At 38.1% G+C, this 24,693-nt stretch carries 17 protein-coding genes and 1 tRNA gene; 9 read left to right on the forward strand and 9 right to left on the reverse strand.

The genetic code is table 11. From position 1 onward, the window contains the following. Positions 1 to 242: 242 nt before the first annotated feature. A complete protein-coding gene (locus tag FLEMA_RS75555; RefSeq protein ID WP_044174140.1) occupies positions 243 to 4,427 on the forward strand; it encodes an immunoglobulin domain-containing protein in 4,185 nt (1,394 codons plus the stop codon). Between the two features lie 330 nt (positions 4,428 to 4,757). Here FLEMA_RS75555 and FLEMA_RS0164840 read toward each other — a convergent pair whose 3' ends face one another. Together FLEMA_RS0164840 and FLEMA_RS0164850 are read right to left on the reverse strand one after the other, a co-directional pair. Beyond that, complete coding sequence (locus tag FLEMA_RS0164840; RefSeq protein ID WP_026997652.1) at positions 4,758 to 5,744, reverse strand: DUF8428 domain-containing protein; 987 nt, start codon at positions 5,742 to 5,744, stop codon at positions 4,758 to 4,760. Between the two features lie 144 nt (positions 5,745 to 5,888). After that, entirely contained in the window at positions 5,889 to 7,196 is a 1,308-nt protein-coding gene (locus FLEMA_RS0164850; protein WP_026997653.1) for a UDP-N-acetylmuramoyl-tripeptide--D-alanyl-D-alanine ligase, read from the reverse strand. Between the two features lie 63 nt (positions 7,197 to 7,259). Here FLEMA_RS0164850 and FLEMA_RS75560 point away from each other — a divergent pair, with 63 nt between their 5' ends. From FLEMA_RS75560 to FLEMA_RS75590, 7 genes are all read left to right on the forward strand, one after another. After that, entirely contained in the window at positions 7,260 to 9,485 is a 2,226-nt protein-coding gene (locus tag FLEMA_RS75560) for a T9SS type A sorting domain-containing protein (protein ID WP_044174143.1), read from the forward strand. Between the two features lie 298 nt (positions 9,486 to 9,783). Then, positions 9,784 to 10,635: an EboA domain-containing protein gene (locus FLEMA_RS75565; protein WP_044174145.1), complete on the forward strand. Its 852-nt coding sequence runs from the start codon at positions 9,784 to 9,786 to the stop codon at positions 10,633 to 10,635. 43 nt (positions 10,636 to 10,678) lie between these two features. Beyond that, the gene (locus FLEMA_RS75570) at positions 10,679 to 11,698 is read left to right on the forward strand and encodes a TatD family hydrolase (protein WP_044174147.1); all 1,020 of its coding nucleotides are present in this window, start codon (positions 10,679 to 10,681) and stop codon (positions 11,696 to 11,698) included. A gap of 3 nt (positions 11,699 to 11,701) precedes the next feature. Next, positions 11,702 to 12,583, forward strand: a complete 882-nt coding sequence (gene eboC / locus FLEMA_RS75575; protein WP_262486530.1) for a UbiA-like protein EboC — start codon at positions 11,702 to 11,704, stop codon at positions 12,581 to 12,583. 72 nt (positions 12,584 to 12,655) lie between these two features. Next, on the forward strand, positions 12,656 to 13,822 hold the full coding sequence (locus FLEMA_RS75580) for a 3-dehydroquinate synthase (protein ID WP_044174150.1): 1,167 nt from the start codon (positions 12,656 to 12,658) through the stop codon (positions 13,820 to 13,822). 80 nt (positions 13,823 to 13,902) lie between these two features. Then, positions 13,903 to 15,099, forward strand: a complete 1,197-nt coding sequence (gene eboE / locus FLEMA_RS75585; RefSeq protein WP_044174152.1) for a metabolite traffic protein EboE — start codon at positions 13,903 to 13,905, stop codon at positions 15,097 to 15,099. A 185-nt stretch (positions 15,100 to 15,284) separates the two neighbouring features. Beyond that, on the forward strand, positions 15,285 to 16,649 hold the full coding sequence (locus FLEMA_RS75590; RefSeq protein WP_044174155.1) for an alkaline phosphatase family protein: 1,365 nt from the start codon (positions 15,285 to 15,287) through the stop codon (positions 16,647 to 16,649). A gap of 52 nt (positions 16,650 to 16,701) precedes the next feature. Here the strand turns inward: FLEMA_RS75590 and FLEMA_RS0165100 are convergent, their stop codons facing one another. From FLEMA_RS0165100 to FLEMA_RS75595, 6 genes are all read right to left on the reverse strand, one after another. After that, positions 16,702 to 17,415, reverse strand: a complete 714-nt coding sequence (locus FLEMA_RS0165100; RefSeq protein WP_026998047.1) for a hypothetical protein — start codon at positions 17,413 to 17,415, stop codon at positions 16,702 to 16,704. Positions 17,416 to 17,754: 339 nt separating this feature from the next. Beyond that, positions 17,755 to 17,826, reverse strand: a tRNA-Arg gene (locus FLEMA_RS0165115). Positions 17,827 to 17,913: 87 nt separating this feature from the next. Next, positions 17,914 to 19,203 carry a GTPase HflX gene (gene hflX, locus FLEMA_RS0165120; protein ID WP_026998048.1) on the reverse strand — a complete coding sequence of 430 codons (1,290 nt, stop codon included), beginning with the start codon at positions 19,201 to 19,203 and terminating at the stop codon, positions 17,914 to 17,916. A gap of 102 nt (positions 19,204 to 19,305) precedes the next feature. Further along, positions 19,306 to 21,219: an AAA family ATPase gene (locus FLEMA_RS0165130; RefSeq protein ID WP_044174156.1), complete on the reverse strand. Its 1,914-nt coding sequence runs from the start codon at positions 21,217 to 21,219 to the stop codon at positions 19,306 to 19,308. Positions 21,220 to 21,580: 361 nt separating this feature from the next. Beyond that, positions 21,581 to 22,414: a DUF2911 domain-containing protein gene (locus FLEMA_RS0165145; protein WP_026997659.1), complete on the reverse strand. Its 834-nt coding sequence runs from the start codon at positions 22,412 to 22,414 to the stop codon at positions 21,581 to 21,583. Positions 22,415 to 22,607: 193 nt separating this feature from the next. After that, complete coding sequence (locus FLEMA_RS75595) at positions 22,608 to 23,429, reverse strand: MBL fold metallo-hydrolase (protein ID WP_044174158.1); 822 nt, start codon at positions 23,427 to 23,429, stop codon at positions 22,608 to 22,610. Between the two features lie 135 nt (positions 23,430 to 23,564). Between FLEMA_RS75595 and FLEMA_RS75600 the strand changes: the two genes are divergently transcribed. After that, positions 23,565 to 24,473 (forward strand): MBL fold metallo-hydrolase, encoded by a 909-nt coding sequence (locus FLEMA_RS75600; RefSeq protein WP_044175367.1) that lies wholly within the window; start codon positions 23,565 to 23,567, stop codon positions 24,471 to 24,473. Positions 24,474 to 24,477: 4 nt separating this feature from the next. Here FLEMA_RS75600 and FLEMA_RS0165195 read toward each other — a convergent pair whose 3' ends face one another. Continuing rightward, entirely contained in the window at positions 24,478 to 24,678 is a 201-nt protein-coding gene (locus FLEMA_RS0165195; RefSeq protein WP_026997660.1) for a hypothetical protein, read from the reverse strand. Positions 24,679 to 24,693 lie beyond the last annotated feature (15 nt).

Here is a 24,693-nt window from a genome sequence, read left to right on the forward strand (position 1 = left end):
ATCAAAAACCTGATTTATTACAATCCTTAACAAAGATAAAAGACCTAAAGTACTGCATTTATTTTTGTTTGATAGTCCGTTTTTTACTTATAAAGAAGGACTTATGCCTGATAAATGAATGCTGAATTGATTTTACCACAAAACCTAATAAAGAGTTAAACAGTTTTATGACTAAAAAATCGAGCAAACATATTCTCTAAAATTAAAACTTAAACAATGTACCATTTATCAAACCTATTATAATGCCGTCTTTATACCGCCCATTTTTATTTGTGATAGTTTTTTTACTAATAAACCTTCACGCCATCAGTCAAAGTAATCCGTGTTCAAGTTTTTCGGGAGTAGCCATTACCGACACCTTAGAGCAAGACCTCAAAGAGTATATTATTTCAGAAGGAAATAGTATTTACCTCAAGCCCAAAACTCCCCTGTCGGGCATATCGAGCTATCAATGGAAAAAAGACGGAGTCGATATTAACGGAGCCACCAATCGTAAGTACCAAGTTGCAGAATACGGTTTGTATAGCCTTACTGTTAGGCAAGGAAGCTGTACTGCTACTTCATTAGGGATTTTTATAGGTGGTAATACCTATTATCAAATAGACCCTCCTGCGGCCACACAGGTTTGTGTGGGTGATACCATTGTATTGAAAACGGTTAAAGGACTAGGATATTTTTTTCAGTGGAAAAAAGATGGAAACCCTATTCAAGGGGCTACCAAGTCGGAATATAAAGCTTTTGCTACAGGTAATTATACTGTTGTTGTTTCACAAGGAAGATCCGAATTTAAAATGGAAACCCTACCTGTTTATTTGACATTTGGTAATACACTAGAAACCCAAATAGTATCTGATAAAAATATGATTTGTGAAGGCAAAACTACGGTGTTAAAAGCCTCTAATATAAATAACCAGCATCGTGTGCAGTGGCTACATAATGGAACACCCATTGACGGTGCCACGAAAGATAGCTTGGTCGTAAATCAATCGGGATATTATGAAGTACAAATTATAAAGGGGGCTTGTTCGGCACATAGTGGATATAATGTTTCTGTAACCAATTTGAATTTGCCTCGACCTATCATCAATGACGACTTGGGTGGCCGTACATTTGAAGCATGCTCAAACAATGTTGTAAAATTGAGGGTCAAAGATTACCGCGATGGTACTTACATTTGGTTAAAAGAGGGAAATGTTATTCCGAATGCTACATCGCCAGACTATACGGTTCGAGAATCGGGTAATTACTCGGTACGCTACAATGGCAACGAGTTTTGTTCTGCACAATCCGAAGTAATACCTGTCTATATATCTAGTACACTTACGATGGATATTACTGGAAATGACCTGCTCATAGCTCCTTCACAATCAGCTATTTTTACAGCTAACGGTTCGGGAGTATTACCTTTTTTAATGCAAGTGAGTTCAGTTGATAATGGCGAACTGTTTTTTCAAAACTATTTTAACACCCTAGAGCTTATTATTTTTGGAGGGGGAGGGGAAATAACGACGTTCCGTCCCAATAACGCTTTTAGGATAACGAAGCTTGTAAATGCCTGTGGGGTGGGTACTGGTACGGGTACTGCTACTGTAACAATAGGGAATTGTGCCCAGCCTACTGTAGTTAATATATCAACATATTCCGACAGAGTTTGCTTGGGAGGAAGCACCGTTATTACGGCTCTAGCTACTGGCTCGGGCAATTTGAGTTATCAATGGCAAAAAGATGGCGTGGATATAGCAGGGGAAACACAGAAGGATTTGTTAATTCAAGATTTTTCGTATGCTAAGATGGGTAGATATAGAGTAAAAGTATCGAGCGATTGCGGTACGTTTGTATCTACAGCACTGATGATTGTTGCCAACTACGGGAATGTTGTAGTAGCACGATTGGGCTATCCAGCTTATACCAATACCGAATTGCTCTTGACGGCTTTTTCGGGTACTAATTTTGAAGCCTTCAACTCATATACATGGACGGGGCCTAATGGCTTTACTTCAACAGAACAAAACCCTATCATTAGCCGTGTTACACCTCAAAATAGTGGTGTGTACACTGTTTTGGGGCGTAATGCTTCAGGATGTTATAATAGTACCTTTTTGAACGTAACCGTAAATAACCCACCAATAACAATAGGTAATTTAGGCTTAACTTCTTTTTGCCCGAATGGGTATTTTTCTGTACCTTTTTCAACAACCCTTCCCGTAGGAACACCGTATAAAGTTTACCTGTCTGACCAAGAGGGGAATTTCCAAAATGCTACCGAAATAGGAAGTGGTTTGGCAAGTCCTATTTCGGTAAGAATACCGTTTTTTGTATCGGTAGGAACAGAATATCGCCTCAAAATAGTAGCCCAGAATTCGTCGTTGACAAGTACGCTCAGCTCTCGCCTAAGTACCAATGGCAAAGAATTAGACCTAATTGTGTATAATAGTGCAGGTAAAGAGGCTAAACTCAATAAGAATTTGGCTATTTGTAAGGGAGCTGCTATTACGCTGAACATGGTGAGTAATCAAAAAGATGATGTTATTTATCAATGGAAAAAAAGAGAACAGTTTATTGCACGAGATGCCAAAGTACGTCTTAGCCAAGAAGGAACTTATACTGCTAGCGTACAAAAAATGGGTTGTAGTAATGTTGAAAAAACATTTACCCTAACGTCTGTAGATAGCAGTAGTTATGTGCTAGAAAGGCTCGGTAACGAATTTCAATGCGAAGGAACGAATATTATTTTCAGACCTACCTATTATTCTGACAGTGCTACTTATCAATGGCGACGCAATGGTAGTGTATTGCTCGGAGTAATAGCAGATACCCTTGTAGCTTCGCAGACAGGCAAATATTCGGTAGATATTCGAGATAAATGCCCTTTGCGGTATCAGTCAACCGATGCTGAAAGTGTAGTGTTTGGGCAAGAATTAAAGAATGGTATTATTTCTAACAGAGCCCAAGGGAATATTTTATGTGGAGAAGCCTACACGTACCTTTCTTCTGTAGATCAGGATATTGCCAATCCTTTAGCACCTTATAGCTATCAATGGCAAAAAAATGGAGTACCTGTCCAAGGTGATGACGAAGGTGTTTACTACCGAGAATCGCCCAATTTAATAGGTATAAAAAAAGCAGGAGTATATTCACTAAAGCTCACGCAAGGTAACTGTTCGACCTATTCAAATGGTATTAATATTACAAGAGTAGATACTATTAAGTTGGCGTTAAAACTAGACGAAGGCTCGTTGGATAAAATTTGTACAGGTATGACAACAACGTTCACTTCCGACAGCTATTTGTCGGGCAATGCAAAATTATATAAAGATGGTGTAGTTGTACCTACAGGGTTTGTGGTGTCTCAGACAGGAAGTTATGTACTAACCGATAACTATGAAGGATGTGTAATATTACCATCTGATACAGTAAAAATCAGTGTAGGTAATCTTATCAAGCCACAAGTAAAGGGTTTATTAATAGATGGATGCGTATCGGCTTTCCCAACATTATATGCCAATATCAATGCAAATAGTGAATATAGCTTTCAGTGGTTTAAAGATGGAACACCTATCTCAAACAGTAATTCAACTAATTATAATGTTTTGGCAACAGGCTCGTATCAGTTGAAGGTTTCTAAAGGAGCATGTTCGGGTATGTCTGATCCTATTCCTATTCTTCAGCCATCAAGATTATCAAAGCCAAAATTGAAAAGCCAGCAAAACTTAGATTCTATCAATTACTATTGTAGTAATACCATTGCTGATTTGTCGATTGTAGATGATGCAGCATACACCAATTATGGTATCCAAACATTTATTTTGAAAAGAAATGGACAAACCGTGCTTGAGCGAACAGGTTTTTATGACAACATTAATCAACATATACCTATTAAAACCGCTGGAACTTATACGGTAGTACGTAAGCAGGGCCCTTGTGAAGTAGAATCTGACCCTGTAATTATCAAATTTGGAGAACCCATTACGGCAAAAATATCAGGTGGAAGTGCTATTTATCAGGGGCAGTCTAGCAAGCTAAACCTTAGTTTTGGAGGAGGAAATGCTTGGGTCTATCAATTGTCGAACGATGCAACTTTACAAAATACCACAAAAATAACGTTGGAAAAATGGGTAAAACCTCGTACTACACAGATATATACGGTTGCCTTTGTGGGCAGTAATTGCGGAGTAGGTGCATCTAGTGGGTCGGCTACAGTTACAGTACTGCCTTGTCCTACCGACAAAACCATAAGTGTACAATCGGGTAATTGGAATGTACCTGCAACGTGGTCGTGCGGACAAATCCCGACAGCAACATTAAAGGCTATTATTGAGTATGGGCATACCGTAAACCTGCCTAATGGCTATCAGGGTGTAGCCAAGGGGTTGGTATTGAGTGGAGGACTTAATCATGGCGTTAATGCTAGTTTGAAATTAGATTAGTAGCTTTAACTCGACCAATAAACTGGAGTTATCGATAGTAAAATAGCATACTTCTATAGGTACTGAAAGATAAGTCATCTCGAATTTTTAGAACACATAAGGCGGTCGAAAAACTAATTTCGACCGCCTTATGTGATTAATAGTCAATAAATATCTACTAACATGTGTGTGTTTTTTCCATTAGGGTGCGATTGAAGCACCCAATAAATACAAATAAGAGTTCTCTATTTGAAATTATCCCAAAATTCGGGATGACTCATGTTTACAATTATTTTCTAGTAATATTGGTTTTGTTGTGGTTTGATTATCAGTATGATAAATAGGATATTCTTATTTTACTTCAAAATCGCCATTACCAATTTTAAAACCTTCGGCATATAGCTCTACGATATACCGCCCAGGGCGATATTCTATACCTCTGTTATAGACAATCTCGATATACTGGTTATGATTATCATAAAAAATATCTCCTCTTGTGGTAAAAGCAATGTCTTTGCCATTGAAGCTAAAACTACCCGAACCCGTTGCCGAATCAAAAACTGTAGCACCATCAGGGTCAAGAATTCTGACAAAGATAGTTTTCTTTTCGTGTTCGGTAAGTTCGTTTTTAGCCAACATAAACGCCACCTTGAGTCTGGCAATTTTAGAAGCTTTCATCTTCTTATCATCAAACTCTTTCCCTTTATCGGTAATACCCAAAACCCTCACATATTCGGTTTTTAGGGCTGTAGCTTTCGACACCTTTTCCGACAATACTTGATTACGGATTTCAGCATCTTCCTTTTGGGCAGAAATGCGTTCGGCCTTTTGAACAAGTGAATTTTTTTCAGATTTTAGGTTGGCATTCTCATTATTGAGCGTACTATTTTGGTACGATAAGGTTTGATTATCGGCTCTTAACTGCTGAATTTCTTTGTCTTTGACAGCCAATAATGATTCATAGTTTTGAATTTTGGCTTGAAAAGAAGCTTTGATACTAGCTATTTCAGCATTTGTATTTTTGAGTAATTCTTTTTTATCGTCCTCCAGCTGAGTTTTAGCTTTTTGAAGCTCGCTAATATCGCCTCCTAGCCTTTGAATTTCGGCAATTTTCAAGTCTAGTTGTGTTGTAATAGAATCGAGCTTGATACGGGTAGATGCCAGTTCCATTACCTTCGATTCAATAACCTCTTGTTGGTTATTTTGGATTTGATTGCTTTGAATCAACCTATAAACCAGTAAAGCAGCAATAACGGATACAACGGCAATACCAGCTTTCAGTGCCTTGTTGGTATCTGGTTTGGGTTGGTGGTTTGCGTCTAAAAAATCGTCATTCATAGTGTATGATATATAATAGCAGCCTTCATAGAAGCTTGCAGGCGGTAATTTATACTAAAGTAAGAAAAGGATAAGCTGAAAAGGCTGAATTATTCTGGTAATATTTTCATAAAGAGAACAAGTTAATTGGTCTTGACCACTCAACTACAAAAACTGCAAAACGCTTTCAAGACCCATTCCTCTTGAGCCTTTTACCAAAATATGCGTATTTTCGACAGGGTGGTCTTGTAACCAAACGTGTAAGCCAAATTTATCGGGAAAATAATGTACTTTCATAATAGGCAATTGCCCCACAGCAGACTCCATCAATTTTCCTGCCAAAAGTACATAGTCAAAATGACAAGTGGCTAATAACTGACCAAGGGCTTTGTGCTCTTCTGGAGCGTCGTCGCCTAGCTCAAACATATCGCCCAAAATGACCATTTTTTTAGGGGCTTTCAAATTGTTGAAATTGGCAATAGCGGCCTGCATCGACGACGGATTAGCATTATAGGCATCCATCAAGATAAGGTTATTCCCCTTTTCAATAAATTGAGAACGATGATTAGTTGGCTGGTAATCGGCTACTGCCTCACAGGCCAGAGCGGTATCTATCTCAAAATATTCACCAATTCGTACAGCCGCACACATATTCAAAAAGTTATATTTCCCTGTTAGGTGGCTTGTATAGGTATTTTCTTCAAAATCCTTGAAAATAACGCAAGGGATTTCTTCAATCATTTCTATTACCTTTGGGAAAAGAGCATTTTCGTCGGTAGTGTAGGTAATAACTTCTTTAAATTCTTTGCCAAATGTCATTTCATAAGTAGGCGTTGAGGCTACATTGACAAAAACGGTATGATGGTTTTGGCCCAGAAAATCATATAATTCTCCTTTGCCTTTTACAACGCCTTCTATACCACCAAAACCTTCTAGGTGAGCTTTGCCAATATTGGTAATAAAACCATGAGTAGGCAAACAAATCTCAACAAGTTCTTTAATATCTCCTTGTTTGTTGGCTCCCATTTCGATAATAGCAATTTCGATCGACTTGTCGATGGCCAAAACCGTAAGAGGCACACCAATATGATTATTGAGATTGCCTTGGGTAGCGTATGTTTTGTACTTTTTCGATAAAACGCAGTTGATGAGTTCTTTAGTGGTGGTTTTGCCATTTGAGCCTGTAAGGCCAATAAATGGAATATTAAATTGTTTTCGGTGGAAAGTAGCTAATTTTTGGAGTGCCAAAAGGCCATCTTCAACCAATAAAAAACGCTCATCGGCTACTACAGAAGGGTCGTCAACCACAACATATTTTGCTCCTTTTTCTAATGCCTGTGCGGCAAAAGTATTGGCATTGAAGTTGGGCCCCTTCAAAGCGAAGAACATTACATCCTTCTCTATTTTGCGTGTATCGGTAGATACCCCCGAGCATTCCTTGAAATTTTTGTATAAATCACTAACTGAAATCATCGTTTTTATCGTTATTAATGTACTTTGGTGGATGTGTTCCCGAAAAAATCAAACAAATATCGGATGAAAAAATTACTTACTCTCTATTTAATATGGTCTTCCTTTCAAATTTTTGCCCAAGAAATTTCATTCAAATACAACGATAATCTTAAAATTATCCAAAATGGACTTGTACTTCCCAATGCTTGGGCTGGAGGGCTCAATACACCCCAGTTTTCGACTTGCCGCCTCAATAACGACGGTTTCGATGATTTAGTGGTATTTGATAGAACAGCCCAAAAAATTGCTACTTTTTTGGCAGTACAAGATACCAATGGCAAGTTTTCATGGAAATATGCCCCCGAATATGAACCTTATTTTCCGAAAATTCAAAATTGGATGCTTCTTGTAGATTATGACCAAGACGGCAAAAAGGATATTTTTACCCATTCACCAGCGGGTTTACGGGTATTTCGTAATATTTCTACCGACACCAAAATAGCCTGGGAGTTGGTGGCTGACCCTCTTTACAGCGTGGGTTTTTCGGGAAAAATCAACTTGAGTGTTACAGCTACCGATATTCCAGCGATTGTTGACTGTGACAACGACGGTGATATTGATGTTTTGATGTTTGATTCTTCAGGCGATTTTGTAGAATATCATCGCAATAATGCCGTAGAGAAATACCAAGATCCTAAAAGATTAGAATTTGTGAAAATAGGCTATTGCTGGGGGAATTTTTTGAAAGAACATTGCAAAGATTTTCGCTTTGATATAGAGTGTGGCGATACTCCCGCAGGTGAAAGTATTGTCAAGGCTAGCCCCGATAAGGTATTGCATTCGGGCAATTCGTTGCTGCTGCTCGACCTCAATGGCGATAATAAAAAAGACGTACTCTTTGGGCATATTACTTGTACCAATATTGCCTCGATGCTCAATCAGGGAACAGAAAAACGGGCTATTTTTACCAATGTGAGTTATGTTTTTCCACAAGATGCTCCCATTGATTTCCCGATTTTTCCAGCAGTGTATTATGAAGACCTCGATTTTGATGGTATCAAAGACTTGGTAGCTGCCCCCAATGGCTATGATAATGCTCTTCAAACGGTTGATTTTCAGCAGTCTGCATGGTTTTATAAAAATACAGCACAAAATGGAAACGCCAATTTTGTTTTCCAGAGTAAAAATTTCTTACAAAACACGATGCTCGATTTGGGCGAAAATACAAGCCCTGTTTTGGTAGATATTGATGGCGATGGCGACAAAGATTTGTTGGTGGGCAATGGTGGGTTGCGTGGAGAACAAGGCTTCCGAGCTAGTATTTATTTGTTTGAAAACAAAGGTAATGGCAGTTTTGAATTAACCAATACAGACTTTTTGGGCTTGTCGTCGTCTTTACAACTCTTTGATATTAGGCCATTTATTAGCGATATTGACGGCGACGGCATTGAGGATTTTGGCTTTTCGTCCAATTCCTTTAAGGGAATGGAAATTAGGTATATTATTAATAAAGCTGCTAAAGGAAAACCTTGGGATATTAAGCTGGCCGATGCCATACTCTTACCTACTATTCCCGACTTTATTGCTGGCGAAAGTGTGGTGTTTTTTGATTATGATAAAGACGGCATAAAAGATATTATTCATGGAACAGGCCGAGGAAATCTTCGTTTTTTCAAAAATAAAGGTACTAACAAAGCTCCTAGTTATACCCTCCAGAATGACGATTTAGGCAGGCTTGAAGGCAATTATGTTACAGGAAACCTGTATTTGACTATTGCCGATGTCAACTTGGATGGCAAAGCCGACCTTATTACGGGTAGCCGCGAAGGAAATATCAAAATCTATAAAAGTTTATTAGAACAAAACCCTACAGCCTTTGTAGCCGATACAAGCCTTATCTGGAATGCCACGACCGCTCGTAACGAACAGCTACATGTTGGTTCAAACCTTTCTATTGCAGTGGCTGATCTGGACAACGATTTGCTCCCCGATATGGTGGTAGGAAACAATACAGGTGGATTAAGATTTTTGAAAAATACATCTAATATTGTTGTTACTGGTACAGAAGAAACGTATGTAACACAGGTATACCCAAACCCAACCAACAAATATTTGTACATAAAATCGGTACAAGCAGGACTTATCAGTCTTCTCGACCTAAAAGGGAATACGGTGTTAGGTACAAAAAGTATAAAAGCTAATGCCGAGGAATCATTTGATATGTCGGGGCTCAATACAGGGGTGTATTTCTTGAAATTTGAGCCAAACCAAGGGCAAGTTTCTACCATTAAAGTATTACTTCAGAAATAGATAAGTTTAATATCAATGAAGTCCAATAGAGTTTAGTATTCTATTGGGCTTTTTTGTAGAAAAAAGTATTTTCTCTGAATGAGACAATTGTTGTATTTTATCAAGTTTTCTCTTAAATAATAATAATCGACTGTTTTTTAAAATATTGATTATTAGAAACTTGAGTATTTTTAAGGTTTGAGGCTTAATTGATAATTATCATAATCGTACAATTTCCCTAAAAAACAAGATACCATAGTGGACAGATGTTTTTATCTTTACAAAAAACTGGATTATTGAATTAATGGAGGGCTAAAGAATGTCTATCAAGAACGAATTATTAACAATTATAGAGAAAGCAGCTAATCAGAAAGAGTTGCAATGGCTAGAAGCAAAAGCAAATGCCGATGTAAAAACCATACAAATAGCATTTGTATCTGCTCCTCGATTTATTCGGAAAAGTGTAATTGAAGTAGACGAGCAGGCTATTCATCAACTAGTGCCAGCGTGGAATTTGGGCGAATGGACCTTAGAACGCCTTGTTAGGGTATATTTATTGTTGTGTTTGCCCAACGAAAACGAAGAAAGTTATGTTGGATACATAGAAACGCTATTTGATACCGCCGAAATCAACGAATTAGTTGCATTGTATTCGGCTCTGCCTGTACTAAATTATCCCGAAAAATGGCTATTCCGAGCAGCCGAAGCCGTAAGGTCTAATATGGGTGTGGTATTTGATGCTATAGCTTTTGGAAACCCCTATCCACAACAATATTTTTCAGAATTGGCATGGAATCAGTTGGTACTAAAGTGTATCTTCAATGACAAACCGATTCATTTGATTGTAGGACTAGACCAGCGTGCCAATGCAAAATTAGCCGAAACACTATCGGATTTTGCTCATGAGCGTTGGGCAGCAGGCCGAAAAGTACCCGCTCAGGTTTGGCGTTTGGTAGTAAATTTTTTAAATGATACCATTTTGGAAGATATTAATAAACTTTTTCAGTCAAACGACATCCAAAACCAAACGGCCGCAGCCTTGGTATGCCTAGAATCGGGCTATCAGGGAGCCGATACCATGCTCGACAATTATCCGAGTTTGCGAGCTTCGGTTCAAAAAGGACAATTTAGTTGGAAACAATTAGAGGTTTTACAGCTTTGCTATGTTTAACACAGTGATTTTTTTAAGCTGGAAATCCTAACTATATAATATTATGTGTCAAAAACATTCAGAAATAAGTCAAAATCCTTCACACTTTGAAGGAACTGCCGAAGAGCTTGCTACTGCACAAAATGTACAGGCCAATTATATGGATTATATCAAAGACATGAAGTTCTTTGACCCGCATATCCACATGACTTCTCGTACCACCGACGATTATCAGGCTTTGGCCGATGCAGGCGTTGTTGCTATTATAGAACCAGCTTTTTGGTTGGGTCAGCCTCGTACAGGTGTGGCTACCTTCAAAGATTACTTTAGTAGCTTGGTAGGCTGGGAGCGTTTCCGTTCTTCACAGTTTGGTATCAAGCATTATTGTACTATTGGGCTCAACTCCAGAGAGGCCAATAACGAGCCATTGGCCGAGCAGGTAATGGAAATATTGCCCTTGTATTTGTACAAAGAAGGTGTAGTGGGTGTAGGCGAAATAGGCTTTGACGACCAAACTGCCGCCGAAGATAAATATTATCGTTTGCAGCTAGAACTTGCCAAAGAGGCGGGGTTACCTGTGCAGGTACACACACCGCACCGTGACAAGCGTCGTGGTACTGAAAAAAGTATGGCTATTGCCTTAGAACACGGTATTGACCCCAGTATGGTGATTATCGACCATAACAACGAAGAAACCGTAAAAAGTGTGTTAGATCAAGGGTTTTGGGCTGCCTTTACAATTTATCCATTTACCAAAATGGGTAACGAACGTATGGTCGAAATTGTAAAGCAATATGGAGCTGAAAGAATCATGATTAATTCAGCGGCCGATTGGGGTATTAGCGATCCTCTGGCTGTAGCCAAAACGGCCGCTTTGATGAAAATGAAAGGTATTTCGGACGAAGATATTCGTTTGGTTACTTACCAAAATGCTATCGACGCTTTTGCTCAAAGCGGACAAATCAATATAGAAGATTTTGAAAATGTAGGCGAAATCGACCAAAGTAAAACTTTCAATGGAAATACCATTCTGAGAGGAGGGCAGCAGCCTAGAATTGATAAAAACGCCCTTTTAATTCGTTAAGTTTTGGATATTAAGTCATATTTGCAACTCATGCGGCCAGCCAATTTAGTAACGGCTGTAGCCGATATTATGGCTGGCATGGCCATTTCAGGTTTTTTGTTTGAAATAAACTTTTCTTGTTTTCAAACTGTTCTAATCTTGTCTATGTCCACTATTGGACTTTACGGTGGTGGCGTTGTCTTTAACGATGTCTTTGATGCCAAACTAGATGCCATAGAACGTCCCGAAAGAGCTATTCCCAGTGGAAGAGTAACCTTAATGGAGGCTACTATTTTGGCATTGGTATTACTGGTAGTAGGCATTTTGCTGGCAGGATTGATTAGCTTTCAAAGTGCAATGATAGCCTTATCGGTGGCTTTATTAGCCGTTATTTATGACCGATTTGGCAAGCATAATGCTATTTTGGGGCCTATTAATATGGGTCTATGTCGTGGAGGCAATTTATTATTGGGTATTAGTGTTTTGCCCAATGCCGTTGAACAATGGTGGTATTTAGGAATTATTCCTGTAGTTTATATTGCCGCTGTAACAATGGTTAGCAGAGGCGAAGTACATGGCGGAAACCCAAAAACACTTTATTTCGCAGGTTTTTTGTATGTCTCGGTAAGTATTTGTCAAGTGTTTTTTGCGTACCAATTGGGCAATTTATGGTTAACGGTAGCCTTGGTAATCACTCATTTGTATATGATATTCAGGCCCTTGTTGGTAGCTATTCAAAACCCTATAGGCCCCAATATTGGTAAAGCCGTAAAAGCAGGGGTTATTTCCCTGATTATTATGGATGCTGCTTGGGTAGGTGTTGCAGGCAATTGGGCTGTGGCTCTTGTGGTGGTTTTGTTATTACCTATTTCTATTCGATTGGCCAAAATATTTGCCGTTACGTAAGAGCAAACTTTAATATATTACTAAATAAATCAAATATCGTAGGAGACACTCCTGCAAAAACATATAGTTTCGATGTCAGTTATTCAACAAACGTTTCAGGTACAGTTTTCTTATAATATTCAATTTACCGAAAACCTGTTCAATCCTGCAAACACCCTATTTATAGATTTTATTCGTAATTATGGTAGTAATACTTTTCGGAAAAAAATTCTATTTCTTATCGATGAAGGTGTAGCAATTCATCACCCTGCTTTGAAAAGTGCAATACAAAACTATTTTAAAAATCAGGACTTTGTAGAGCTAGCTAGCGAAATTTTGGTATTACCAGGAGGCGAGCAAGTTAAAAATGACCCCGTTTATTTTGAGAAAACCCTCGAAGCAATCGACCAATATGGTATCGACCGCCATTCTTTTGTGGCTGCTATTGGTGGTGGGGCATTTTTGGATATGACAGGCTATGCTTCGGCGGTGGCTCACCGTGGTGTGAAACATATTCGGATTCCAACAACGGTACTTTCACAAAACGACTCTGGTGTAGGAGTAAAAAATGGGGTTAATTATACTGGTAAAAAGAACTTTCTAGGCACATTTGCTCCTCCTGTGGCGGTATTCAACGATACAACGTTTTTACGTACACTCAACGAGCGAGATTGGCGTTCGGGTATTGCCGAGGCTGTAAAAGTAGCCCTTATCAAAGACCTAACCTTTTTTGAATGGCTAGAACAAAACGCTTTGGCTTTGTCGGCTCGTAACGAAAAAGCAATGTACGAGCATATTTTCCGCTGTGCTGAATTACACGTCCAGCATATTTCAAGCGGCGACCCCTTTGAAAGTGGTTCTGCCCGCCCCCTAGATTTTGGCCATTGGGCTGCTCATAAATTAGAATACCTTACCAATTTCTCGATTCGTCATGGCGAAGCCGTTGCTATTGGTATTGCTCTGGATTCTGTGTATTCGCACCTCAAAGGCGACCTCACCCTCGACGAGCTAAACCGTATTATTGTATTATTACAAAACTTAGGGTTTGAACTATACCATCCTGCATTGGGCGAAAATGATAAGATTAATCTTTGGAAAGGCCTAAACGAGTTTAGAGAACACCTTGGTGGCCAGCTTACTATTACTTTGCTGAAAAAGCTTGGAAAAGGAGAAGAGGTACACGAAATAGACTTCGATTTGGTCAAAAAATCGGTTGATTGGCTCGCCAATATAGCAGAACAAACACTTCAGAAGGCATAATGTTGGGCAAAATATCCAATATTTAATGCGGACTGAACTTGTTTAAAAATAGGTTAAAACTAAAATATTTCTAATATTCTATGCAAACATCAGCAGGTCTGTTGACCTATTGTAGCAATATTCATACAGGAGAAGACTGGCAACATCATTTTGCTGTATTGCAAAAGAGTATTCCTGTTATCAAGCAGCAAGTAAGCCCCCAAAATGCCTTTGGTATTGGTTTGCGATTGGCCAATCAGGCCAGTATCGACCTTTCAGAAAAAGAAAATTTAGACAAGCTAAAAACGTGGTTAACCCAAAATAACTGCTACGTATTTACAATGAATGGTTTTCCTTATGGGGGGTTTCACAATACCGTAGTAAAAGACCAAGTGCATGCCCCCGATTGGACCACCCAAGATAGAGTAGCTTATACCATTCGGATGTTTCGTATTTTAGCCGAAATTTTGCCTGATGATCTTTCAGAAGGGGGTATTTCAACATCGCCGTTGTCGTACCGTTTTTGGTGGAAAACCTCCAAAGATTTGCAAGAGGCCACACTACTAGCTACCCAAAATATGCTTGTGGTACTCGACGAATTGGTTGCTATCAAAAAAACTACAGGCAAATCGTTGCATTTGGATATTGAGCCAGAGCCAGACGGTATTCTTGAAAATTCACCAGAATTTATTACTTGGTATCAGGAGGTTTTATTGCCTTTAGGCATCCAACATTTTGCCCAAAAAGGAATAGACGAAGCCTTGGCCAAAACATATATTTACGAACATATTCAGCTTTGTTACGACGTTTGTCACTTTGCGGTAAGCTACGAAGAGCCAGCCGAAGTAATCCAAAAGTTAGAAGAATTAGGTATCAAAGTAGGTAAAATCCAGATTAGTTCAGCTCTGAAAGTGGATTTTAGCGATAACCCTACCGAGAAGCTTGCTGCCATAGCTCGCTACGACGAACCAAGCTATTTGCACCAAGTTGTAGCTCGAAAAGCTGATAATACCTTTGTAAAATACCCCGATTTGGGCGAAGCACTACTAGCAGCTCTATCAGTACAGTTTGCCGAATGGCGTGTACATTTTCATGTACCTCTATTTATCGAGCATTACGGCTTGCTGTCATCTACCCGTCAAGAAATAGAAAAAATCTTGGCCATTCAAAAGCTGAAACCTTTTACTGCTCAGTTAGAAATAGAAACCTATACTTGGGGAGTATTACCTGCCGATTATCAAGCTCCGCTAGACGAATCAATTATTCGAGAAATAGCTTGGGTAAAAAGTATTTTGTAAAAGAATGCTCGGTCAGTATTTGGAAAGATAGATTAATAAAGAGAAATACAAAATGATTTTAGCGTATAACAGAAACGACAGTTTTCTATGAAAATGCAGATATTTTGTGTATCAGTATTCATCTATTATCGTATTTCGGTGGTTATCAAATCACTTTTGTACATTAACTTACTTCAGTAAAAGTCATGAAAAAAACGGTAGTAATAGATATCGTAGGGCTAAGCACTAGTGTGATTGGTGAGCATACGCCTTTTTTGAAAAAATATTTTGATGAACATCATCTTACGCATATCAAACCAGTATTACCTGCTGTAACCACAACGGCACAAAGCTGTTATGTAACAGGAAAATTTCCTGAAGAGCATGGTATTGTTGGTAATGGCTGGTATGACCGAGAAGACAGCGAAGTGAAGTTTTGGAAGCAATCAAATAAACTGGTAAAAGCCGAAAAAATTTGGGAGGCTGCCAAACAGCAAAACCCCAACTTTACATGTTCCAAAATGTTTTGGTGGTACAATATGTACGCCACCGCCGATTTTTCGGTAACGCCACGCCCGCAGTATCATGCAGATGGTGTCAAAGCTCCTGATTGTTATTCGTACCCAGCCGAATTGCGAGATGAACTACAAGCCGAATTAGGAACGTTTCCGCTATTTAATTTCTGGGGGCCAAACGCCAATATCAAGTCGTCGAAATGGATTGCCGATGCTTCGGTATGGGTTGATAAAAAGCATGACCCAACACTAACACTTATTTATTTGCCTCATTTAGACTATTGTTTGCAAAAATTTGGTGTAGATTTTTCTAAAATTCACAAAGAATTAGGTGAAGTAGATAAACTGGTTGAGGATTTGGTTACCTATTATAAAAGTAAAAATGCTCAGGTAATACTACTGTCGGAATATGGTATCAATAATGTGAATAATCCGATTCATATCAATCGTATTTTACGTGAGAATGGGCTTATTTCGGTGCGTGTTGAAAAAGGATTAGAACTACTCGACTGTGGAGCTTCAAAAGCCTTTGCTACAGCCGACCACCAGATTGCTCATGTGTATGTCAACGACCCAAGTAAAAAAGAAGCTGTTAGGGCTATTCTTGAAAAAATACAAGGAGTCGCTTTAGTATTGGACGAAACAACCAAGCAAGAATATCATATAAATCACGAGCGTTCGGGTGATTTTGTACTCATGGCCGATGCCGATAGTTGGTTTACGTATTATTATTGGTTAGATGATACCAAAGCACCCGATTACGCACGTTTGGTAGATATTCACCGAAAGCCAGGATATGACCCCGTTGAGATGTTTATGAATCCTGCCAACCCGCTGATTAAATTAAGAGCAGCATATAAGCTAGCTCGTAAATTATTGGGATTCAGGTATTTAATGGATGTGATTCCGCTCGATGCCTCGTTGGTAAAAGGCTCTCATGGAGGGATCAATATCGGAAAAGAATACTATCCCATTTTGGTTACCGACCAGCCGTTATCACAATCTGAAATTCAAGCTACCGATGTTTACGATGTTATTTGGCAGCATATTTTCTAAGATTTTTTGAAATAGCGATGCTACCTTATCAATAGCATCGCTATACTTTATTTTATTGGTTGCCAGTACTATTAGCAACCTCATTGAACTCTACATTTACCTTGGTATAATACAAAGTTGTGATAGCTTCAAATCCAGAATCTGTACCTACAATCAGCCACAATTGGCCTTTGTCGTCAGTTTTTCCTGTTACTGTTCCTGTGCGTTTTACTAGTTTGTATTTAGCTTCTTCCGAATCGTTGGCTACATTACCCATTACCTTCATATCTTTACCATCGGTAGCTTGCGAAATTTTACCAATGTTTTTGATACGGTAATAGCCATTATCTTTTTCTTTCTTAGGCTCGATTGCACTGAAGCCCGCTCCGAAGTACACGCTTTCGCCAGGCGAACCACCTACACCAAACAAACCTTTTGGAACATTACTAGCAAACTCTACTTCAAATTTGGCTGAATAAGTTTGGTTAGGTTTTAGACCTGACACTTTCTTTTTCATAAACATAAACAAGTCATCGCTATGATTACTGCCCGAAATACGTAAACCTTTCTTGGTAGAGTCTAGTGGAGCAGGCAATTTTGTGTGCGAATAACTAAGTTGATAAAACACTGAATCGGTTACTGGATAATCAGCAAAATCACCTACCCAACCTTGGGCTGATGTATCAAATTTATCTTCCAAAATAAATTTGGTTGGAGTAGATACGTTATCATCTGAACAGGCCATCATTGTTGCGGCGGCGAAGATACTAAAAAGGACTTTTTTCATATTAGTTTTGTTGTTATTGTTTTTTTTAAGGAGGCAGAAGGTTTGAATTAGGTTGGAATATTATTTGAGAATTTTCCGAATAAACATATAAGTATCTGATATATAGATATATAAATTTTTAAAAAAATTATTGTTTCAAAAAAAATATTTGGGGAATATGATAAAATAGGAAAATGTGCTAAACAAATATAGAAGAAAAAATAGACCTTTTACCTTAGAATAAGTAATACGAAAACGTGATTTTAGAGGAATAAATAGATGAATTTACGTATATAGGTTTTGTGGAAAATAATCATAAAAAAAGCGTTTTGTTTGCCAGACAAAACGCTTTGAAAATTGTGGCTCCGGCGGGAATCGAACCCGCATCTAACGTTTAGGAAACGTCTATTCTATCCATTGAACTACAGTGCCGAGTAGCTACAAGAGCTACTAATGTTGCAAAATTCTCAAAAAACTAGCTAATAAGCAAATTTGATTTTGGGAATATATTTTTGGTACTTATTCTGTAATCAAATCCTCGCCTGTAGCATAGACCGAATCGCTGGCAAGCCAGTTAGGAAAAATCTGAAAATGGCGTTCTTTTACCAAATTGAGCAAGGTTTCGCGTAATTCATCAAGGTTTTCTTTTTGCTCGGCCGATACAAAAACAGCGAGAGGCTGAGGCGTATGCAAATAAGAATTTTTCAGGAATTCTGTTACCTTCTGAATTCTCGAAGCTTGGTCTTTGGGTTGTTCTTCCCACTTATGGGCATCTTCCGAATGATTGATTTCCCAATCTTCTTTTTCAATACTCACCGATTCTGCTTCAAATAAATCAATTTTATTGAAAACCAAAATGGTTGGTTTATCAGAAGCACCAATCTCGGTTAAGGTTTCATTTACAACAGCAATTTGCTCTTCGTAGTTAGGGTGCGAAATATCTACTACGTGTAGTAGGATGTCGGCCTCTCTTACCTCGTCGAGCGTTGATTTGAATGATTCAATCAACATGGTTGGTAATTTTCTAATAAACCCTACAGTATCTGATAGCAAAAATGGAATCGTGTCGATAGTTACTTTGCGTACAGTAGCGTCTACGGTAGCAAAAAGTTTGTTTTCGGCAAATACATCAGCTTTAGCCAATCGACGCATCAGTGTTGATTTACCAACGTTGGTATAGCCCACCAACGACACACGTACCATCCGATCACGGTTTTTACGTTGTGTAAAAGCTTGCTTATCAATTTGGCGTAATTTTTCTTTCAAAAAGGAAATACGGTCATTGGCAGTACGACGGTCAGTTTCCAATTCTTTTTCACCTGGCCCACGCATACCAACACCACCACGTTGCTTAGAAAGGTGCGACCACATGCGAGTTAGGCGAGGCAGAATATATTGCTGCTGTGCCAATTCTACCTGTGTACGAGCCTGAACCGTTTGAGCACGCATAGAGAAAATATTGAGGATCAACAAGCTACGGTCAAGTACCTTTACTTCTTTTTGAAGTACAGTAAATTCAGCTTCGATATTTCTGATTTGAATAGGAGATAGGTCATCATCAAAAATAATCATATCCACATCATTATCAATTACATACATAACAATATCTTGCATTTTGCCTTTACCTACATAAGTACGGTTGTCGGGTCTTTCAAGTTTTTGGGTAAATGTATATAATGTTTCGATACCAGAAGTATCGGCCAAAAATGCTAATTCATCCAAGTATTCCTTGGTTTGTTCTGCGTTTTGTTTTTGTGTTTGGACAGCCACCAGTACGGCTGTTTCTTTTTCTTTATATGTACTATGCATAATCTGTATTTTCAGAAATGGGTAATTCGTTTGTATCTATAAAAAGCAAAAAGTCGGAATGACTTACTTGCAGTTAAAAAGGGCTAATGCCACTAGGTTATTTTAGCGAAATTCATGTAATATTTTTTCGTAAGGGGCTAATAATAAATAATTTTCATCTTTAATACCAAAATCATACCCAAATGTTTTGGCCATTTCTACTACTTCGGTCGACAGAAGGCTACCTTTTTCAAATAAAAGTTTTGACAAAGCAATCAGAAAATCTTTATTAGCTTCGAGCAACTCTTTTGTTTCGTTTTGCAAATTTTTCATCATTTTCTCAATCGACCAGTCGGTTACGCTGGTATCCATACTATAAGCTCCAGACTGACCATAATAAGCCGAAAAGTTGCTATCAAAACCGTACTTTCGGATATACTCCATAATCAAACTTACGGCTTCTTCACGGTCGTAGGCGTGCGAAATAGTGATATGGTCTTCGCCAAAAACAATTTCTTCGGCAATACCTCCTGCCAAATAAATTTTTATTTTGTGGATAATATTGCTTTTTGAAAGGTGCAACAAATGCGGAAACGAAAAGCCTGTGGCATACGAAGAAGCTACCCTCGATTTGAGTTGCAATGGTACTAAGCCTAGCAATAAACCGTATACCAAAGCATGACCAGCTTCGTGTACCGAAATATTAGCTATCATATCGGGCAAATTATTTTGTCGGATTTTGTCGATTTTACCAATATAAGGCAATGAAACTGTTTTTTTGTCAGCCAAAATGGCAGTAATCTGCTGTGTATCAAAGTTATAATCCATTTTGATGTGCATATAGTTGTTGGTAAATGCCTCAAACAAAATGGTAGATAAATTGGACTCAACAATATCGGTAATACTCGAAAAAACAGGCCTTACACCTTGTACAGGAAATACCCCATTTTGATAAATGAGTTGATTGATATTGGGCGAAATTTCAATATCTACACCAAAATGCTCCTTATTTTTTTGAATAATTTTTCTAATTTCTTGATTAATTAATTGATTAAAATCCTGCTTTTTCAAAGACCTATAAATCAAGTGAATATTACCAAATCGGGCTACTTGTTCGGGCTTGAATTTCTTTGACAAAGCATTTTTAATATCTACTATCGTGATTTTTTCGGTATAAGCCCTAAAAATATCGGCATCAACGTCTGCTTCTCCAGTTTCGTTGGCCATCGAGTAGGCATCGTCTAAGTTACCGCTTATTATTATCAACGTTTTAGAGTGGTCGAAGGGTTCATAAACCGTTTTTTTATCTCTTTTTTGTTGCATAATCTTCAGAATATCCTCTTCTTTCATTTCGGCAATGTCCAATACCGACCCTTCGAGGTCAAAGGCTTTTTTGAGGTTGTTGGCTTCCCAAATACCTACTGTCAAGTCTTCTTCGTCTTCTTGCTCTATTTCAGCGTTTACTGGTAATTCTTTAATTTTAGCACGACGTTTTTGACGTTGCATTGTAGCATACAAATAGCGTTGCATGTACTCGTCGATAGCCTCTTTACTATCTCTTTTCGACAGTTTTCCATCCGACAATAATTCCCAAAAATCTTGTGCACGAGAATTATTCATCGGTTTTCCTTCGGGGTCGATAGTATAGAATCGCTGAATTTCGTCGAAAAGTACTATTGCTGGCTGGCCATCGTTGATACAATTGGATTCGAACATTGTCGCAACATTATAATTCCATGAATGTTCGCTATTAGATAGTTCAATTTCAACAAAACGTTCTTGAAATTGAAGTTTAGTTACCAGTTTTCTGATTAGGTCAGTTTTGCCAACGCCAGTCATGCCCCAAAGGTTGATAATAATTGGGCGAGTCAATATGGCTGGCATAATAAACCAGATTTGGATATAATTAATTAATTCGTCAATGATATAATCTATACCGATAAACTCGTTTTTTAGCTCAGCTTTAATCGTGTCTAAGCGTTGTCTTTTTTGGTTAATTTCTTCGAGGTTTATCTGGATTTTGGGTTGTATGCTCATACTAGCTTAAATATCTTTAGTTGGTTGTATAGATGTTTGATGACTGTCTATAAAGACAAACAAACCAATAGGTTGTCCTTGGAATACTGAACAAAAAGTAATGCTATTACAAATATATGATGTTTGTACTTGAAAAAGTACAATATCCATGAAGGCAGGACTTTGCAGTACTGTGAAAGGAGTAATTAGGAGAAAATAAATATTAGCTTCATGGGAGTATGGATTCGGCAAGAATCTTTTACAAAAATCTATAATGGTGCAAAGGTAGATGTTTTTTTTGACAATAATAACTAAGATAGATAATAAAAAAGCCCTCCAAAGTAATAAATTGACTTAGGAGGACTTTGAAGAGTAATGTTTTTTATTTTAACGAAGCAATTAACTTTTCGTTTAGGGCTACATAATCATCATTTTTAGCTTCTTTAGATAGAGCAATCGACTGATTAGCAGTAGCTTTAGCACCAGCTTTGTCACCTAATTTAGCTTGAATTTTAGCTTTTAAGTGTACAATCCAGAACGCTTTTGGATTTGCTTCGATAGCTTTGTTGGCCCAAGCCAAAGCTTGATTAAGGTCTTTTCCTGTTTCAAAATAATAGCTTGCCGCTTGGAAATATGGACGGTTGTCGACATTCATAGCTGCATCAATGGCTTTTGAAATTTTTGAATCAATTTCGGCTGTTACAGGAATACTGATTTGGGTTTTTTCCCAAGCCACTACGATGTCGGCAGTTGCAGGTGTTACATTGGCCAATTGAATCGAGAATGTTTCTACAGGAGCCGAAAGATTTGTCGGTTTCACTTTAAACTTGGCAGCATCTTCCGAAGCTTTGTAGCCATCAACACCCCAGTTGTTGAGTCCTTTGTTGAAAATAACTTCCCATTCATCTTTGTTTGGAACGGTATACAACACATACGAGCCAGCTTTTAGGGCTACACTACCTACGGTTACATCTTCGCCAAAGGTTACTCGGGTAGCAGCGTTAGCCCCTGTTCTCCACAACTTTCCGTAAGGAGCAAGGTCACCAAAAACCGTTCTGCCTTTCATGTTGGGTCTTGAGTAAGTGATCTCAATCGAAGACAAAGCAAAATCTTGTTTGATTGTTTGGGTTGGGCTAGGAGCAGGGGTTTTGATAACTTGGGCTTGGGCTGTCACGATAGAAGCCATCGCGAACAATAATACTACAATTTTTTTCATGGTGTTTGTTTTGGAGAATTGTAAAAAACTTTAATCAATTAAAATACAAAAATAGGCATTATTATGTTTTTTTTATCAATATAAAAAACAAGCCTAATTTCTATTTAAGTAATCGTACAAAGCAAGTTTGCTTTTAATCATAATTATGTAATAGTTAAGGATTGAATCTCAAAATGCTATACTCACCAAGTACCTACGTGGTAGGTAAATGTTTAATCACAGAACCTACCATCCACCGTACACTTACGTCGAATGCCGTCATGATATTAATCCACGTTTTTTCTTTCAATTGCATTTTTTGAATAATCTCCACGGTATTGTATCCTTCCTGATGCCATTGTAAAACGGAGCCAGTAAAGTCTTCAAAATACTGAAGCTTCTGGCTAAGGGCTTGTTTTCCATGCTTGAGCTGAGGATTATGTGCACAAAAAAGCTGTTCAAAATCTTCTTGTAAAACCCTCTGAATAGAATGAATTTGTTGCCAAATATTCTCCCCTTTTCTGAATACTTTGATTTTTTGACTCACAAATAAATCACCTGAAAAAAGCCAGCCGTGTTGTTTTTCGATAAATACATGGTGGTCGACTGAGTGGCCAGGTGTATGGATTGTTTCTAGTTGATAATGAGGTGTTTGTATAAACTGAGGGATATTTTGAATAGGGAAAACATGAGGTCGAACCTTCCCGAAAAAGTATTTTTCGTAAAGCATAATATCGAAACCATGCCTGATTTTGTTAGCCGTAAAAGGGTGAGCCCAAACCCTTGGGTGATGTTTTTGGTACAACGATGCTACATTGCCGATATGGTCTTCATGCCAATGTGTTAAAGCAATTTGTTCGAGAGGTTTGTTGGCAAAAATATGGTTTACGTTGTGCCGGCAGTTGTACTGAGCTGTATCGATAAGTAGGCCATCGAGCCAATAAATATGAACCGTAAAAGTAGGAAAACCTGGCCAGTGATACCCCAGTTCATAACCTTCAACAGGGTGGTGTTTTTTGATGCTGAGCTGTTGCATAGTTCATACAGAATTTAGAGAGGTTCGTTTGTCGAAAAGTTGATGGAATTGTTTCAAAGATAAAACAATGACTCAGTAAAAATGCTTATCATTGAATGAATAGTAAACATGAACCTTTATTCTTTCCTTGATAGTATGAAAAGACGAGATTTCCTTCAAAATTCGGCCTTGGGGCTTGTTACATTGGGCATGAGTAAATCTTTATTTTTGCCCCAAAAGATAAATATACTTGATACCCCCTACAAGCTCAAAGAGTTGCGTAATGGTGTAGGTGTTTTTACAGAAAAGGGAGGTACAATTGCATATTTACAAACAGCTAAAGGCTTAGCTGTTGTGGACTCACAGTTTCCTGAGCAATCGACACACTTGATTGAAGAGCTAAAAAAGATGTCAGAAAAGCCTATTAAGCTTTTGATTAACACCCATCATCATGGCGACCATTCGGGGGGGAATATTTCGTTTAAAGGTATTGTTGAGCATGTAGTAGCTCATGAGAATTCTTTAAAAAATCAGCAAGTTACAGCCGAGAAGCAAAAAACAGTAGATAAACAGTTATTTCCCGACATTACTTATGCTACTCAGTGGAAGCAAAAGTTAGGCAAAGAAACTATCAAAATGCACTATTTTGGAGCGGGGCATACCAATGGCGATTCAATTGTACATTTTGAAGATGCTAATATTGCCCATCTTGGCGATTTGGTATTCAACCGTCGTTATCCATTTGTAGATAAAACAGCAGGAGCTAATATCAAAAGCTGGGTAAATGTGCTGGATTCAATAGATAAAACCTTTGATAAAGATACACTTTTTGTATTTGGGCATGCTTTTGACCCAGAAAAGATAACAGGAAATAAAGAAGATATAAAGGCATTTAAAGATTACCTCGAAAAGCTTCTAGTATACGTAGATACAGCAGCAAAAGCGGGTAAATCGAAAGATGAAATTTTGAAAGCAACCGCCATTCCTGGTGTTACCGAATGGAAAGGCGATGGTATACAGCGAAGTATTGGAGCTGCTTACGAAGAAATAGTAGAAGGTAAATAAAACCCTATTTGCGAGTACTGTCTTTTATTAGTACTATTACTCGACCTACAAGGCCAATGCTAATGATACCTCCAATGAGTACAATAAAAAACGTTTTTTCATTGAAGCCATTTGTGGTTTGAAAGAGGGTAATAGCTCCCCAAGTAATCAGGGCAACAGTTGCCACAATAGCAACAATGAGCAAAATATATGCTAAGTTTTTCATCAGAATGGTATTTTA

Origin of the sequence: Flectobacillus major DSM 103, assembly GCF_000427405.1 — a bacterium.
Lineage (GTDB): Bacteria > Bacteroidota > Bacteroidia > Cytophagales > Spirosomataceae > Flectobacillus > Flectobacillus major.

Coding starts and splice junctions, on each gene's coding strand:
- FLEMA_RS0165145 (WP_026997659.1), bottom strand. CDS start 22,414: ATGAAAAAAATTGTAGTATTATTGTTCGCGATGGCTTCTATCGTGACA.
- FLEMA_RS75580 (WP_044174150.1), top strand. CDS start 12,656: ATGTCAGTTATTCAACAAACGTTTCAGGTACAGTTTTCTTATAATATT.
- FLEMA_RS0164850 (WP_026997653.1), bottom strand. CDS start 7,196: ATGATTTCAGTTAGTGATTTATACAAAAATTTCAAGGAATGCTCGGGG.
- FLEMA_RS0165195 (WP_026997660.1), bottom strand. CDS start 24,678: ATGAAAAACTTAGCATATATTTTGCTCATTGTTGCTATTGTGGCAACT.
- FLEMA_RS75560 (WP_044174143.1), top strand. CDS start 7,260: ATGAAAAAATTACTTACTCTCTATTTAATATGGTCTTCCTTTCAAATT.
- FLEMA_RS75590 (WP_044174155.1), top strand. CDS start 15,285: ATGAAAAAAACGGTAGTAATAGATATCGTAGGGCTAAGCACTAGTGTG.
- FLEMA_RS0165130 (WP_044174156.1), bottom strand. CDS start 21,219: ATGAGCATACAACCCAAAATCCAGATAAACCTCGAAGAAATTAACCAA.
- FLEMA_RS75595 (WP_044174158.1), bottom strand. CDS start 23,429: ATGCAACAGCTCAGCATCAAAAAACACCACCCTGTTGAAGGTTATGAA.
- eboE (WP_044174152.1), top strand. CDS start 13,903: ATGCAAACATCAGCAGGTCTGTTGACCTATTGTAGCAATATTCATACA.
- FLEMA_RS75600 (WP_044175367.1), top strand. CDS start 23,565: ATGAAAAGACGAGATTTCCTTCAAAATTCGGCCTTGGGGCTTGTTACA.
- FLEMA_RS75555 (WP_044174140.1), top strand. CDS start 243: ATGCCGTCTTTATACCGCCCATTTTTATTTGTGATAGTTTTTTTACTA.
- FLEMA_RS75570 (WP_044174147.1), top strand. CDS start 10,679: ATGTGTCAAAAACATTCAGAAATAAGTCAAAATCCTTCACACTTTGAA.
- FLEMA_RS75565 (WP_044174145.1), top strand. CDS start 9,784: ATGTCTATCAAGAACGAATTATTAACAATTATAGAGAAAGCAGCTAAT.
- FLEMA_RS0164840 (WP_026997652.1), bottom strand. CDS start 5,744: ATGAATGACGATTTTTTAGACGCAAACCACCAACCCAAACCAGATACC.
- FLEMA_RS0165100 (WP_026998047.1), bottom strand. CDS start 17,415: ATGAAAAAAGTCCTTTTTAGTATCTTCGCCGCCGCAACAATGATGGCC.
- hflX (WP_026998048.1), bottom strand. CDS start 19,203: ATGCATAGTACATATAAAGAAAAAGAAACAGCCGTACTGGTGGCTGTC.